This window comes from Acidimicrobiales bacterium (assembly GCA_025455885.1).
In the GTDB taxonomy this organism is placed as follows: Bacteria; Actinomycetota; Acidimicrobiia; order Acidimicrobiales; family Acidimicrobilacustridaceae; genus Rhabdothermincola_A.
Window position 1 is genome coordinate 18,002 of the sequence record JALOLR010000023.1, and the last position, 14,267, is coordinate 32,268.

Here is a 14,267-nt window from a genome sequence, read left to right on the forward strand (position 1 = left end):
GACGCCGCACGCGCCGACGAGGGTCGCCACCGCGACCGCCGTCGCGAGGAGCAGCACCCTCGGACGCCTCCTCCCGCGCCGGACCGTGCTCATCCCGTCTCCTTGTCGTCCACGGTGGGGATCGGCTCGATGAGCGGTAGTTCGACCACGAAGCGGGCGCCGGGCTGGCCGTCGACGCGGTCCTCGACCCACACCCTCCCGCCGTGCAGGCGGACGTGCTCGTCGACCAGGGCCAGGCCGAGGCCGACGCCGCTGTCCGTCGACCGGTTGCCGCTCCCGCTGCCGCGCGAGAAGCGCCCGAAGATGATCGGACGGTCTTCGGGGGCGACGCCGGGTCCCCGGTCCTCGACCGCGATGAGAAGACGCCCGTCCTCCGTGGAGAGGTTCACCGAGGTCGCCCCGCCCGCGTACTTCTCGGCGTTGTCGAGGAGGTTCGCGATCACCTGGCCGAACCGGCGCTTGTCGACCCGCACGATGGCGTCGCCCACCTCCGGTTCGTAGCGGACCGGTACACCGCCCCCGGCGAGGACGCTCACGGCCTGGATCACCATCTCGACGGCGACGACCTCCTCGAGGTGCAACTTGATCGCCCCGACGTCGAACCGGGAGATCTCGAGCAGGTCCTCGACGAGCTGTTGGAGGCGGTCCACGTCGGCGGAGAGGAGCACCAGCGCGGTCTGGGCCCGCTCGGGCAGCTCGTCGTGGGAGTTCTCCAGGACCTCCACCGTCGCCGCGAGGGTCATGAGCGGCGAGCGCAGCTCGTGGCTGACCTCCGAGGCGAACCGGGCATCGCGTTCGAGGCGGTCCTCGAGCGCCCCGGCCATCTCGTTGAAGGGCACGGCGATGAGGTCGAGGTCGGGGTCGTTGCCGGTGGGGAGGCGGGTGTCGAGCCGCCCGCCGGCGATGGCCTCGGCGGCCACGCCGACGTCGAGGAGCGGCGTGAACACCCGGCGACTGGCCCAGAACCCGAGCAGACCACCGGCGACGGTGGTGATCGTGGCGGCGCCGAGCAGCGAGATGGCCAGGCCCTCGAGCGTGTCGCGGAGGTCCATGAGCGACACGCCCTCGAAGTACTGGGCCTCGAGCTGTGGCACGGGGATCCCCACCACCAGGTAGGGGCTCCCCTGGTAGCTGATGCGCATCCGGGCCGCCTCGCCCGCCCCGACCGTCTCGCGCAGCTCGACGGGGATGTCGTCCCTTCCGAACTCGCCGGGGTCGCTGGCGTACCACTCGCCCCCGTAGAGCATGACCGGGAGCGCGCCCTCCGGAGTGGGAAGGGCGGTCAGGACCTGCTGGGTGTCCGATGCGTCGAGTTCGGCGTCGAGACGGTTGTTCAGCCGCTCGGCGTTCGAGATCGCCTGGGACACGGCGCTGTCCTCACGCTGGGAGAGGAGGTTCTCCCTGGTCAGCCCGAACGTCACGACGGACAGGACGGCGGAGAGGCCCAGCGCTCCCAACGCGAAGGTCAGGGTCAGCCGCGTGCGGAGCCCCAGGTGCCCCCAGCGGCGTCGGCGGCGCCCGGTGGGGAGGGGGACGGTCGCGGCCGTCCCCGGTCGCACCTCCGCGGTGACGGCGCGGGCCTGGACGTTCGACGTGGTGGTCACCGGGGAGGAGCCTACGGCTGGAGCTTGTAGCCGAGCCCCCGGACGGTCATCACGTGGCGCGGGTTGGCCGGGTCGACCTCGACCTTCATGCGCAGCCGGCGCACGTGCACGTCGACGAGGCGGCCGTCCCCGAAGTACCCGTAGCCCCAGACCCGCTCGAGCAGGACCTCCCGGCTGAAGACCCGGCCGGGGCTCGAGGCCAGCTCCACGAGGAGGCGGAACTCGGTCTTGGTGAGGTGGACCTCCTGGCCGCCGCGCAGCACGACACCCTCGTCCGGCACGATCTCGAGGTCGCCGAAGCGCAGGTGCGTGGCCGTCGGGTCGGCGGATCGGGCCCGCCGCAGCAGCGCCCGGATGCGCGCCGACAGCTCCTTCGGCGCGAACGGTTTGGTGAGGTAGTCGTCGGCACCGGCCTCGAGGCCGGCCACCACGTCGTGGGTGTCGGCCCGGGCGGTGACCATCACGATGGGGACGTCGCTCACCCTGCGGATCGACCGGCACACGTCGAAGCCGTCGATCCCCGGCAGCATGATGTCGATCAGGACGACGTCGCTCGGATCGCGGGTGAACGACTGCAGCGCTTCCTCGCCGGTGTCGGCCTCCTCGACGACCCAACCCTCGTCCTCGAGCGCCATCTTCACGGCGGTGCGGATCCGCTCGTCGTCTTCGACCGTGAGGATCCGGGTGCCCATGACACCCCTATCGTGCCCGATCCGTCCGCGAGATCCGCGCATCGGCGCAGGATTCGCCGGCTCACCTACCGGCGCAGCCGGCGGGCGAGGGGTTCAGACGTCGGCAGCGCCGAGACCGGCGAGCAGCTCACGGAGCGGCTCGAAGAGCGCCGGGGGCGCGGCGAGGCAGAAGTCGCCGTCGAGCGGCCCGCCGTCGAGGTCGCCGACACGCGCCCCCGCCTCGGACGCGATCAGGGCTCCGGCGGCGTGGTCCCAGGGGGCCAGACCCTTCTCGAAGTACGCGTCGACCCGGCCACACGCCACCGAGCACAGGTCGACCGACGCAGCGCCCATCCGCCGCACGTCACGGATGCGGGGGACGAGCTCTCGAAGGACGTCGGCCTGGTGGGCGCGACGCACCGGGTCGTACCCGAAGCCCGTCGCGACGAGCGCGTGCTGGAGCACCGTCTCGGTCGACACCGTGAGGGGCTCGCCGTTGCGGCGCGCACCCAGCCCGCGGCGTGCGGTGAACACCTCGCCGTGCAGCGGGTCGTGGACCACCCCCACCACGGCGCCCGTGGCCGTCCGCGCCGCGATCGAGACCGCGAACCCGGGGAAGCGGTAGAGGTAGTTCGTCGTCCCGTCGATCGGGTCGATCACCCACTCGATCCCCGACGTCCCCCGTCGCTCGGCGCCCTCCTCGCCGATGATCCCGTCGTCGGGGCGGACGGCGAGCAGCCGGTCGACGATCAGACGCTCGGCGGCGCGGTCCATCTCGGTGACCATGTCGGTGCTGGTGGACTTGGTCTCGACGGTCCGGGGACCGGGGAGCACCTCGACGAGGAGCGCGGCCGCCTCCGCGGCCACGTCGACGGCGAGCGTCAGCAGCGCCGCGGTGTCCGGGTGCTCTCCGGGGTCGGTCACTCAGCGCACCCGCGGGGGTGGTCCCGACGGGGCGGTCGGGGGCCGGCGACGGCCCTTCTCGTCCAGGCCGGGACCCGGGCCCCCGCGGGCCTGGATGGTGTGCCACTCGCCCATGGCCCGCAGGGTCAGCACGGCCACGACCGCCGTCCCCCCGGCGGCCACGACCGCCCCGAAGAGCCCGCCGAGCCCGGTGATCGCCGCGCAGTCGTCGCCGGTGCACTGCAGTTGGGCGACGCCGTAGCCGATGAAGGCGCCCGCCGCCCCGGCGAGGACGATGGCGACGAACGCGAGCACGCGGGCGCCCACCGACGGCAGGGCGGTGGGCGCCGCCGACGGGGCCGTCCCTCCGTCGGCCGACGCGTCGGGCCCGTCGCTGTCGCTCATCCGGCTCATGGTACCGAGCCACGTCGCCCGGGCCGTCCTCGCTCGCCGGGGCGCGGGTCGTACGATGGCGGCGTGAAGCCGCTCGTCGTCCTGCCGACCTACAACGAGGCGGAGAACATCGTCGAGGTCCTCGACCGCGTCCGTGAGGCCGTTCCGGAGGCCGACGTGCTCGTGGTCGACGACGCCAGCCCCGACGGCACGGCTGCACTGGCCGAGGACTGGGCGACCCGCCACGGAGGCGGACTGTCCGTTCTGCGGCGGGCGGGCAAGCAGGGCCTGGGATCGGCCTACCGGGCCGGCTTCGCACAGGGCCTCGCCCAGGGGTACGACGCGCTGATCGAGATGGACTCCGACCTCTCCCACGACCCGGCGGCGCTGCCCTCGCTGATCAGCGCCGTCGAGAACGGCGCCGACCTGGCCATCGGGTCGCGCTACGTCCCCGGCGGGAGCATCCCGGAGTGGCCGAAGTACCGGGAGTACTTGAGCAGGGGCGGGAACCGGTACGCCTCGCTCCTGCTCGGACTCCAGGTCCGCGACGCCACGGCCGGGTTCCGGTGCTACGCCTCGTCGATGCTCGCCCGGTTCGACCTCGACCGGGTCACCGCCGACGGCTACGGGTTCCAGATCGAGATGGCCTACGGCGTGGCCCGTCGCGGCGGGCGGATCGTCGAGGTGCCGATCAGCTTCACCGATCGCGTGCGGGGCACCTCGAAGATGTCGGGACGGATCGTCGTCGAGGCGTTGGTGCTGGTGACGTGGTGGGCGATCCGAGACCGCCTGTTGCACCGCAACCGACCTGTCGACGAGCCGGGCGGGACGGGCTCGTGACCCCGCGTCGTTCAAGGCGGGGTGCCGAGCGGCCGATGGGACGGCCATGACTCGCGCCACCCTGGCGGTCCTGCCGCCGAGCCGACTGGGCGAGCTCCTCGCCGCCGAGCGCCGGGGCTCCTCGCGGACGGTGGCCCAGATCGCCGAGGGCTCGCGGTTCACCGCCAGCGAGCTCGCGGCGATCGAGGCCGGGGATGCGACGATCGACCAGGACCGGCTCGAGGCGGTCGTCGTCGCGTACGGTCTGCGGCCCGACGACCTGCTCCCCGACCGCCACGAGGTCGTCGTCGACCTCGACCGCGGTGAGCTCCTCGTCGCCGAGCGTTCCGCAGCCCTCGACCCCGAGGCCCCCGCGCCCGACGAGGTGCTGGCGGCCTACCTGTCGCTGGTGTACGCCCTCCGCAACGCCGAGCCGGGTACACCCCTCGTGCTGCGCCGTCCGGACGTCGTCGTGCTGGCGCGGGCGCTGCGCCTCGCCGAGCCCGACGTCGAGTCCCGCCTCGTCGGGCTCATGGAGGAGCCCTCCCCGGCCGTCGAGGAGCTGCATCGCTCGCTGCGTCGTCGTCTCGCCGTTCCGGTGATCGGTGCGGCCGTGGCCGTCGTGGCGGTCGTCGGGATCGTCCTCGTCGTCCAGCGCGACGACGAGGCGCCCACGGCCCCCGCACCGACCACCCGTCCGGGTGCCGTCGAGTCACCGATCGACCCCGAGGTGTCCCTTCTCCCGCCCGTCTCGGTGACCCGGGAGAGCCCGCCGGGCGCCGGGGCCCCCGCCCCCTGAGTCCGGGAGCGGCGGCGGCCCCGCCGGTTCCCGCCCGGGGCGGGCCGGGACGCGCCATGCTGTGACCATGCGCGACTGGTTGGTGGCCGGGGCGGTCATCGAGGGCCCCGACGGCCTGTTGCTGGTGCGCAACCGTCGCGGTGACGGCCGTGTCGACTGGAGCCCTCCCGGCGGGGTCGTCGACCCGGGTGAGACCGTGGTCGAGGGCCTCACCCGTGAGGTCGCGGAGGAGACCGGGCTCGTCGTGCGGGAGTGGAGCCCCTTGCTCTACGAGATCGAGGCCGAGGCCCCCGACATGGGCTGGAGGCTCCGCGTCGAGGCCTACCGGGCGGTGGCCTGGGAGGGCGTGCTCACCGTCGACGACCCCGACGGGATCGTCGACGACGTCCGATGGGTGCCGGCGCCGCGGTGCGCCCACCACCTCGAGGGCGGCCCTCCCTGGGTCGCCGACCCGCTCCACGAGTGGCTCGCCGCGCCGTGGCCCGGTCGGCGCAGCTACGGCTACCGGGTGCTCGGCCGGACGGGCGCGTTGGAGGTCACCCGGCTGTGAGCCACCGGGACCACCCGACGATCATCCACGTCGACATGGACGCCTTCTTCGTCGCCGTGGAGCGCCTCGACCGGCCCGAGCTGCGGGGGCGGCCCGTCGTCGTCGGCGGGGACGGCCCCCGTGGCGTGGTGGCGGCGGCGTCGTACGAGGCCAGGGCGTTCGGGATCCACTCGGCGATGCCCTCCTCGCAGGCCCGGCGACGGTGTCCGCATGCGGTGTTCGTCGCCGGTCGTCACGACCGCTACGCCGAGGTGAGCGGCCGCGTGATGGGGATCTTCGCCGACGTGACCCCGCTCGTGGAGCCGCTCTCCCTCGACGAGGCCTTCCTCGACGTCGAGGGGTCCGAGCGGCGCATGGGCCCCGCGCCGGCCATCGCCGAGCACCTCCGCAGGCGCGTGCTGGTCGAGGAGGGGCTCACCTGCTCCGCGGGGGTCGCCACGACCAAGTTCGTGGCCAAGCTGGCCTCCCAGGCGGCCAAGCCGCGGGCCTCCGAGTCCGGACCGTTGCCGGGCGCGGGGGTCCGGGTCGTTCCCGGTGACGAGACGCTCGAGTTCCTGCACCCGTTGCCGGTGTCGGCGTTGTGGGGGGTCGGCCCCGCCACCCTCACCCGGATGGAGCGGCTCGGCGTCACCTCCGTGGGCGACCTCGCCCGCCTCGACGTCGAGGTCGTCGTGGCGGCCCTCGGGCGTGCCCAGGGCCGCCACCTGCACGACCTGGCCAACGGTCGCGATCCCCGGCCGGTGGTACCGGCCCGGCGCCCGAAGTCGGTCGGCCACGAGCAGACCTACGCCCGTGACCTGCACCGACGCGCCGACGTCGCCCGGGAGCTCACCGGCCTCAGCGACGCTGTCGCCGCCCGGTTGCGACGCCACCGCCTCGCCGGTCGCACCGTCACCCTCAAGGTTCGATTCGGCGACTTCCGGACCATCACCCGCTCGGTGACCAGCACGGCCCCCCTCGACGAGGGCCCGGCGGTGCTGCGGTCGGTCCGGGAGCTGCTCGAGGAGGTCGACACCAGCCAGGGGGTCCGCCTCCTCGGGGTCTCGGTCAGCGGGCTCACCGAGGGCGGCGTCCGCCAGCTGACCCTCGACGACGCCGACGGCCGACAGGGGTGGGCCGGCGCCAGTCGGACCGTCGACGAGATCCGCGAGCGCTTCGGCGCCGACGCCATCGGTCCGGCGGCGACGGTCGGGACCGATGGTCTCGACGTCAAGGGTCGCCACCGAAGGCAGTGGGGTCCCGCGGCCGACGACCCGATCTGATCGGCCCGGACGTCATCCGGGCGTCGGATGCCGTCCATCTCGAATTCGGCCGCCTGCGTTGTGGAACACGACGATTGGTGGGAAGATGGATTACCAGGGATCGAACCGGTGGACGGGACACGGCCTGTCGCTCCGACACCGGACCGAGAGCCAGTAGTGAAGGGGTGGACAGGTGCCGCTATCCGAGGACGAACAGCGAATCCTCAGCGAGATCGAGCAGCAGCTCTACCAGTCCGACCCCGCGCTCGCCCGTGACATCGCCGACACCACCGTCTACACCCACGCCTACCGCAACCTGAAGTGGTCGTTCCTCGGGTTCGTCGTCGGCCTGGTCGGGATGATCCTGGCGCTCGGGACGCACTTCCTGTTGTCGTTCGCAGGGTTCGTCGTGATGCTCGTCTCGGCCCTGGCCGCCGAGCGCAACGCCCGTCGCCTGGGCAAGGCCGGGATGCAGCAGATGACCCAGTCGATGAAGGCCGCCGGTCTGCGCGACGCGCTGGGCAACACCAGCTCGCGTCTCAAGGACCGGATGAAGCGCGACGACGAGTAGCCACGGCCGCGGGGTGACGGGCGTGGTGCCCGTCGCCGATCGCGTCGACCCACCCCCGGGCGGGACCGCTCGTCGACCGGGCGTGGTCCGTACGGCCTCACGGCGGCGGCGGTCCCCGTCCTGCTCGGTCAGTCGTGTGGCCGGTCGACCCGGTGACGGGTGTGGTCGCCGGACCTGCGCAGCGACCTCGGGTCGAGCGCGACCAGCAGGCGGCGCCACCACGGGACCCTCGCCACCACGGCGTCGATGAGCGCGTCGGCGTCGGCCCGCGCCCGGACGGCGGTGGCCGCATCGAGGCCGCCGGGCCCGTAGGCCGCCAGGTCGGCGGCGCCGGCCAGGTCGCGCACGGCCGACGCCTGTTCGGGGAGTGCCGCCCCGACGCGGGTCGCGACCTCGGCGTGGGTCTCGTCGGGCCGGGGCGCCAGCCGGAGGAGACCGAGGCGTTCACCGGCGTCGGACCACGCCACGGCCACCTCGGCGGGAGGCGACCCTGCTGCCGCCCGCCGGCGTCGGTGCCGGCGGCGGGTGCGGGTCCCGGTGACCAGGGCGCCGTAGCCGGCGGCTGCGACCGCCAGCAGGACGGCCCCCGCCGCCGCCGTGGTGATCCAGGTCCCTCCGCCGCCGCCCGGGAGGGCCCCGCCGCCGGAGCTGTCGAGCAGCTCCGACGCCTGTTCGTCGGCGGGCTGGTCGGGGTCGGAGGGTGCGGTGGTCGTGGGAGCGGCCTCGGTCGTCGACGGTGACGCCTCGGCTCCCGACGGCCCCGACTCCTGCGAGGGGCGCTCGCCGGTGTAGCTCTCGCCGGTCGGCGAACCCCGCCCGGGCGTGGGCTCGAAGGCCACCCACCCGTAGGCGCCGAGGTGCACCTCCGGCCAGGCGTGCGCGTTGCGACCCCGGACCTGGAAGACCTCGGGATCCTCGGGGTCGGGGTCACCCCAGGTGAAGCCGACCGCCACCCGGGCGGGGAGCCCGATCGAGCGGGCCATGGCCGCGAACGTGCCGGCGAACTGCTCGCAGTACCCCCGTCGGGTCTCGAGGAACGACTCGATGGCGTCCTCGCCGTGCCCGGAGTCGATGTCGAGGTCGTAGACGAAACCGCCCGTGTCGCGGAAGAAGCCCTGCAGGGCCAACGCCTGGTCGTACGCCGTGTCGGCGCCGGCGACGACCTCACGGGCGAGGTCACGGACCGAGTCGCTGAAGTCCGACGGGAGCTCGACCATCGGGGCCAGGTCAGGGGTGACGGTCGGGTCGGCGGAGCGGAGCTGCTCGGGGCTCAGGTCGATGATCGCCGAGCGCACCGAGTACGACGCCCCGTCGGCGCTGGATGCCTCGGGGTCGACGATGAGCGTCGACGTCTCCTCCTGGTAGCGGATCGGGACCGACGAGTCCACGGCGAGGGGCTGGAAGGCTGCCGGCAACCACAGCGTCGACAGGTTCTGGATCAGGAACTCCTGGTCGAGCACCTCGGTGGACCGGCTGGGAAAGCGCATGTCGGTCGGCAGGGGTCCGGCGATCTGCTGGTAGGAGCCGTCGGAACGCCAGATGCTCCCGTCGAAGTCGTCGAGCGCGGTCATCCGCCAGTACGACGGCGCCTCGCTCCGGACCTGGAACACCTCGGTGTCGCTGCGCTCGACGAGGCGGCTGCGGATGTCGACGAGCGGGCTCACCGTGACCCGCCCCGAGTCGTCCTCGCCGCCCCGCCAGTCGACGATGGCCGTCTCGTCGACCCCGGGGAGGCGCGGGCCGACGACGGCCCCGACCAGGAGCGCCACCACGCCGAGCGCCAGCCCCACCCGCAGGAGCGCCGAACCGCCGGCCGCCCGGGCCGACGTGACCCATCCGCTGCTGCGCTCGAGCCGGGCCACCCGGTGCACGAGGACGAACACCAGGCAGGCCGCCACGTAGAGGACCACGCTCGGGATCCGCTGCCGCTCGCTGGCCAGGAGGGTGGCGAACACGAAGAGGGTGAGCGACGGGACGAGGGCGTCGCGGGTGGACCACATCCGGAACGCCGCCCAGTCGGCGAGGAACGCCCCCACCCCGACGGCCACTGCGCCAGCGAGCACGAACCCGGTGAGCGCCGGGGCCGGCGCCACGAGCTCGCGGAACGCCGTCCACGACCGGTCCGCCTCGGCAGTGACCGCGTCGAGCGTCGACGGGGTGGGGAGCAGCGCGAACGTCGTCTCGCGGAAGAACAGCCAGGTGGCGGCGAGCGCCCAGCCGCCGGCGACGGCGAGGAACGACAGCGCCACCCCCACGCCCCGTCGACGCAGCAGCGCGGTGGCGAGGTGGACACCGGCGGCCAGCGTGAGCAGGGGCCAGAGGAAGCCGAGGGTCTCGAAGATCCTCGAGAACCCGTAGATCGCCGTGAAGGTGAGCCCGGCCAACGCCACCTCGGCGTGGAGCAGGTGTGGGGGCCGGTCGGACGGCGAGCGACGTCGCCGCGGTGGACGGGTGCCCCCGAACTGCTCGGCCCGCGCCTCGGCGGGGGGTGTGAGGTCGGGGGTCGGCGGTCGTGCCGCCGGCGGTCCGGGTGGGGGAGCGGTGACCGTCACGGCGCCGCCCTCCCGACCGTTGCCGGGTTGCGCCGGGCCGACATCGCCAACGCGGTCGTCCACGCCCTCGGGAACGGGGTGCCGGGCGGCACCTCGATGTTCCACCCGTCGGTGCCGCCGGTGACACCGGTCGTCGTGGTGTGGGCCTCGCCGGTGAACGACACGACCCTGAACGAGCCGTAGCGCCGACCGAGGCGTTGCAGGCGGTCCCGGTCGTCGTCGGTGAGCCCTCCGCCGATCACCACCAGCGCCCCGCCGGTCGCCCCCGCACCCAGGGCGTCGACGGCTCGGCCGAAGGCCGAGTCGTCGGTGGAGGGGATGCACGCGAGGTGCTCGAGGAGGGTCTCGGCGTGACCGTGCCCGGCGGCGAACCCCGAGTCGGCGCCGGCGGTGGTGACGAGGCGCAGGAGGTCCTGGCGACGGGCGCCGGCGACCACGAGGCTGGCGGCGGCCGAGACCGCCCGCTCGAGGGTCTCGGCGTCGTGGCGCGACGCCCGGACGTCGAGGAGCAGGGTCGCCCTCCCCTGCCAGGGCAGCTCGTCCTGGCGGATGAGGAGGTCGTCGTTGCGGGCCGTCGACGGCCAGTGGACCCGACGCAGGTCGTCGCCGATGACGTAGGGCCGCAGCGCGTAGAAGTCCTCGCCGCTGCGTCCGAGCGCGTTCGGGTGCTCGGCCCCCGCCATGGGGTCGTTGCCCGAGCTGAGCGGGATCGCCGGGACGTGCTCGACGAGCGGGTAGACGATGAGTTCGGAGACCCCGGTCGCCGGGAGGACGAGCCGCGACAGCCCGAGCGGGTCGGCCACCTCGACCTCGAGCGGTCCGATGGCGACCACCCCCCGCCGTTCGGTCGGGAACCGGTACGCGGCGCGGGCCGTGGCGCCGCTGGCCAACGGGTTCACGACCAGCAGGGCCCCACGGGTACCGGACACCCGGTCGCGCAGGGTGAGCAGGGGCGACGGCCGGGTGCCCCGGTTCGTGACCAGGAGGTCGATCCGCGAGGGGTTGCCGGCGTGCACGCGCTCGGGGTGCAGTTCGCGGCTCACCTCCACGGACAGCCGGGTCACGGCCAGCCAGACCACTGACACCACCAGCAGTGCGGCGAGCACGCTGCCCGCCACGTAGCCCTCGACGAACCCGAGGACCCGCCCGCCGATCAACAGCGCGGCTGCGCCGGCCCCGGTGAGCCAGCCCCGACGGGTGAGCACGGCCTCAGCCAGCGGTCGGGACGGGGACCGTGGCCATCGCCTCTCGGAGGGCGTCGGCCGCCGTGACGCCCTGGAGCTGGGCGTCGGGCGTCACCGCCAGGCGGTGCACGAGGGCGGGCTCGGCGAGGGCCTTCACGTCGTCGGGGACGACGAACCCGCGGCCCTGCGCGGCGGCGCGGGCCCGCGACACCCGCAGCAGCGAGAGCGTCGCCCGGGGGGACATCCCGAGCTCGAGGAGCGGGTGGTGGCGGGTCGCCTCGGCCACGTCGACGAGGTAGCCCTTGATGGCATCGGAGGCGTGGACGGTGCGCGTGGCGGCGATGAGGCCCTGCACGTCGGCCGCCGTCGCGACCGGGCTCAGCCGGGCCAGGGGGGTGGCGTCACCGTGCGTCTCGAGGACCTGGAGCTCGGCCGCCCGGCTCGGGTAGCCGATGCTGGCCTGCAGCAGGAAGCGGTCGAGCTGGCTCTCGGGCAGGGGGTAGGTGCCTTCGTGCTCGATCGGGTTCTGGGTGGCGATGACCATGAACGGCGGCCCGAGCGGGTACGTCGTCGAATCGACGGTGACCTGGTTCTCGGCCATCGCCTCGAGGAGGGCGGACTGGGTCTTGGGCGACGCCCGGTTGAGCTCGTCGCCGAGCACGATCGACGAGAACACGGCCCCGGGGCGGAAGACGAACTCCCCGCTCGATCGGTTCCACACGGTCACGCCGACCACGTCGGAGGGCAACAGGTCGGGCGTGAACTGGATGCGCCCGAAGCTGCAGTCGATCGACGCCGCGAGGGCCTTGGCCAGCGTGGTCTTGCCGACGCCGGGCACGTCCTCGAGGAGCAGGTGTCCCTCGGCGACCAGGCACAGCACGGCGAGCTCGACGACATCGGGCTTGCCCTGGATGGCCCGCTGCACCGAGTCGGTGATGGCGCCGAACAGCGCCGGGAAGGTCGCGGTGCGCACGCCTTCTTCCTGCGTGACCAAGACGGGCTCCTCTCGGCGGATCCGGCGAGTGGACGGGGAGGGGGGACGCCCGCGGCCCACGCCACCGGCCCGGTCAGGCTAGGCCGACGAGGTCGGATCGGTGCGGTCGGGCCGCCCTCGCTAGCGTCGCCCCGGTGAGCGACGTGGTGCAGCCCCCGGCGAGCGGCGTCTGCCTGGCTGTCGACATCGGGGGGACCAAGCTCGCCGCCGGCCTCGTGGCCGCCGACGGGACGGTGCTGGCCCGTGAACGACGGCCCACCCCCGCGGTCGGCGACCCCGAGGCGCTGTTCGCCGCGCTGGCCGCGATCGTCGTTCCGTTGCTGGCCTCCGCGGACACGGTGGCCGTGGTCGGCGTGGGCTGCGGCGGTCCGATGACCGCCGGCGGCGAGACCGTCTCCCCGCTCAACATCCCGGCCTGGCGGGGCTTCCCGCTGCGGTCGCGCCTCGCCGGGCTGACCGCCCGGCCGACCCACGTCGACAACGACGCGAAGGCGCTGGCACTCGGCGAGGGGTGGAGGGGCGCGGCGGCCGGCGAGCGGGACTTCCTCGCCATGGTCGTCTCCACGGGTGTCGGCGGCGGGATCGTCCTCGACGGCAGGTTGCTCGACGGTGCCGACGGCAACGCAGGCCACATCGGCCACGTCATCGTCGTCCCCGACGGGCGTCCCTGCGCCTGCGGCGCCCGCGGATGCCTGGAGGCCGAGGCGTCCGGGACGGCCATCGCCGCGTTGACCGGGCGGCCCGCCGCGGAGGCTGCGCCCGACGTCATCGCCCGCAGCGGGATGCTGGTGGGGCGGGCGGTGGCGTCGGTGGCCAACCTGCTCGACCTGCGACTGGCCCTCGTGGCCGGTTCGGTGGCGTTGGGGTTCGGGGCACCGTTCTTCGCTGCGGCCCAGGACGAGCTCGACCGTCGAGCGCGCATCGGGTTCGCCCGAGGCGCCCGTGTGCGGCCCGCCGGCCTCGGCGCCGACGGTCCCCTCGTCGGCGCGGCCGCCGTGGGGTGGCGGGGCCTCGCCGGGGACGGGCCCACCGCCTGACGGCCCGTAGGCTCGGGGCGTGGGAACGACCAGCGCGACGACGCCGCCGATGCCCGCGCCCGTGTCGGCGACCTGGGCGTTGCGGGCGGTCGGGGCCGTCGCCGTCCGACCCCGGTTGTGGGGGACCGCCGTCGGGCAGCTCCGGCGGTTGGCCCGTCCTCGCTGGTGGCGCCACGCGCCCCACCTCCCGCTCCCCGACCCGGACTACCTCCGATTCCGGCTGGTGACCGCCTACGGAGGGGACGGACGCGAACCGAGCCCGGCCGACCTCGTCGCCTACCTCCACTGGTGCCGTGCCTGGCCCCGGGTGACCGACGCCTGATCGGCCCGCCCCGGCCGCCGATCCGACCCCGGGGCGCGTCGTGCCCGGCCGCTAGAGTCACCTCGAAGGAGCAGGGCGTCCGCCCTCTCACGCCCCGAGGGGAACCTGTGGGTGAGCACGTCCTCGTCCTGAACGCCACGTACGAACCGCTGAGCACGGTGGGCTGGCAGCGGGCGGTCGTCCTCGTCCTCGACGGGGTGGCCGAGATCGTCGCAGCCGACGACGAGCGCCGGGTGCGTTCCCCGAGCGTGTCCGTCGCCCGCCCCCACGTCATCCGCCTCCTCTCCTACGTGCGGGTCCCGAGGGGCCGGGTCGCCCCGGTCACGCGGCGTGGGGTCCTCACCCGCGACGGTCACCGGTGCGCCTACTGCCGCGGTCGGGCCGACAGCGTCGACCACGTCGTGCCGCGATCCCGCCCCGGCGGCGAGCACAGCTGGTCGAACCTCGTCGCGGCCTGTCGAACCTGCAACGGCCGCAAGGGGAACCGCACGCCCGACGAGGCGGGCATGCCGCTGCTCGCCCGCCCCTTCGAGCCACGAGGCGTGGGTGCACTGGTGTTGAGGGCCGGCACCCCCCGCGCCGAGTGGTCCCCCTGGTTGTCCCGCGCCCGTTGACGACCCGTCCGGC

At 74.2% G+C, this 14,267-nt stretch carries 15 protein-coding genes; 8 read left to right on the forward strand and 7 right to left on the reverse strand.

Annotated elements, in window-relative coordinates:
* Positions 1-89: 89 nt before the first annotated feature.
* From MUE36_15175 to MUE36_15190, 4 genes are all read right to left on the reverse strand, one after another.
* Positions 90-1,604, reverse strand: coding sequence for a HAMP domain-containing histidine kinase (locus MUE36_15175; protein MCU0312273.1), 1,515 nt, complete (start codon positions 1,602-1,604; stop codon positions 90-92).
* A gap of 11 nt (positions 1,605-1,615) precedes the next feature.
* A complete protein-coding gene (locus MUE36_15180; protein MCU0312274.1) occupies positions 1,616-2,296 on the reverse strand; it encodes a response regulator transcription factor in 681 nt (226 codons plus the stop codon).
* Positions 2,297-2,389: 93 nt separating this feature from the next.
* Positions 2,390-3,199, reverse strand: a complete 810-nt coding sequence (locus tag MUE36_15185) for an inositol monophosphatase (GenBank protein ID MCU0312275.1) — start codon at positions 3,197-3,199, stop codon at positions 2,390-2,392.
* The gene (locus MUE36_15190; GenBank protein MCU0312276.1) at positions 3,200-3,583 is read right to left on the reverse strand and encodes a hypothetical protein; all 384 of its coding nucleotides are present in this window, start codon (positions 3,581-3,583) and stop codon (positions 3,200-3,202) included.
* A 72-nt stretch (positions 3,584-3,655) separates the two neighbouring features.
* Here MUE36_15190 and MUE36_15195 point away from each other — a divergent pair, with 72 nt between their 5' ends.
* From MUE36_15195 to MUE36_15215, 5 genes are all read left to right on the forward strand, one after another.
* Positions 3,656-4,411, forward strand: coding sequence for a polyprenol monophosphomannose synthase (locus MUE36_15195; GenBank protein MCU0312277.1), 756 nt, complete (start codon positions 3,656-3,658; stop codon positions 4,409-4,411).
* A 46-nt stretch (positions 4,412-4,457) separates the two neighbouring features.
* On the forward strand, positions 4,458-5,189 hold the full coding sequence (locus tag MUE36_15200) for a hypothetical protein (GenBank protein MCU0312278.1): 732 nt from the start codon (positions 4,458-4,460) through the stop codon (positions 5,187-5,189).
* Positions 5,190-5,256: 67 nt separating this feature from the next.
* Positions 5,257-5,739 carry an NUDIX hydrolase gene (locus tag MUE36_15205; protein ID MCU0312279.1) on the forward strand — a complete coding sequence of 161 codons (483 nt, stop codon included), beginning with the start codon at positions 5,257-5,259 and terminating at the stop codon, positions 5,737-5,739.
* Entirely contained in the window at positions 5,736-7,001 is a 1,266-nt protein-coding gene (locus tag MUE36_15210) for a DNA polymerase IV (GenBank protein ID MCU0312280.1), read from the forward strand. Before MUE36_15205 ends, MUE36_15210 begins: the two co-directional genes overlap by 4 nt.
* 172 nt (positions 7,002-7,173) lie before the next feature.
* Positions 7,174-7,551, forward strand: a complete 378-nt coding sequence (locus MUE36_15215; GenBank protein ID MCU0312281.1) for a DUF3040 domain-containing protein — start codon at positions 7,174-7,176, stop codon at positions 7,549-7,551.
* Positions 7,552-7,679: 128 nt separating this feature from the next.
* On the opposite strand, the gene MUE36_15220 is transcribed toward MUE36_15215, so the two are convergent.
* The 3 genes from MUE36_15220 to MUE36_15230 are packed head-to-tail and all read right to left on the reverse strand — an operon-like array spanning position 7,680 to position 12,260.
* The gene (locus MUE36_15220) at positions 7,680-10,103 is read right to left on the reverse strand and encodes a DUF3488 and transglutaminase-like domain-containing protein (GenBank protein ID MCU0312282.1); all 2,424 of its coding nucleotides are present in this window, start codon (positions 10,101-10,103) and stop codon (positions 7,680-7,682) included.
* Positions 10,100-11,308, reverse strand: coding sequence for a DUF58 domain-containing protein (locus tag MUE36_15225; GenBank protein MCU0312283.1), 1,209 nt, complete (start codon positions 11,306-11,308; stop codon positions 10,100-10,102). The genes MUE36_15220 and MUE36_15225 overlap by 4 nt, the downstream gene beginning before the upstream one ends.
* Positions 11,309-11,312: 4 nt before the next feature.
* Positions 11,313-12,260: a MoxR family ATPase gene (locus tag MUE36_15230; protein ID MCU0312284.1), complete on the reverse strand. Its 948-nt coding sequence runs from the start codon at positions 12,258-12,260 to the stop codon at positions 11,313-11,315.
* Positions 12,261-12,415: 155 nt separating this feature from the next.
* On the opposite strand from MUE36_15230, the gene MUE36_15235 reads away from it, so the two are divergent.
* The 3 genes from MUE36_15235 (at position 12,416) to MUE36_15245 (ending at position 14,254) form a co-directional block, all read left to right on the forward strand.
* A complete protein-coding gene (locus MUE36_15235) occupies positions 12,416-13,318 on the forward strand; it encodes an ROK family protein (protein MCU0312285.1) in 903 nt (300 codons plus the stop codon).
* A gap of 19 nt (positions 13,319-13,337) precedes the next feature.
* Positions 13,338-13,640 carry a hypothetical protein gene (locus tag MUE36_15240; GenBank protein ID MCU0312286.1) on the forward strand — a complete coding sequence of 101 codons (303 nt, stop codon included), beginning with the start codon at positions 13,338-13,340 and terminating at the stop codon, positions 13,638-13,640.
* A 107-nt stretch (positions 13,641-13,747) separates the two neighbouring features.
* On the forward strand, positions 13,748-14,254 hold the full coding sequence (locus MUE36_15245) for an HNH endonuclease (protein ID MCU0312287.1): 507 nt from the start codon (positions 13,748-13,750) through the stop codon (positions 14,252-14,254).
* The last annotated feature ends 13 nt before the right edge of the window (positions 14,255-14,267 follow it).

Excerpts from the sequence above, each read along its gene's own strand:
- MUE36_15205 (MCU0312279.1), top strand. The coding sequence starts at position 5,257 with ATGCGCGACTGGTTGGTGGCCGGGGCGGTCATCGAGGGCCCCGACGGC.
- MUE36_15180 (MCU0312274.1), bottom strand. The coding sequence starts at position 2,296 with ATGGGCACCCGGATCCTCACGGTCGAAGACGACGAGCGGATCCGCACC.
- MUE36_15200 (MCU0312278.1), top strand. The coding sequence starts at position 4,458 with ATGACTCGCGCCACCCTGGCGGTCCTGCCGCCGAGCCGACTGGGCGAG.
- MUE36_15190 (MCU0312276.1), bottom strand. The coding sequence starts at position 3,583 with ATGAGCGACAGCGACGGGCCCGACGCGTCGGCCGACGGAGGGACGGCC.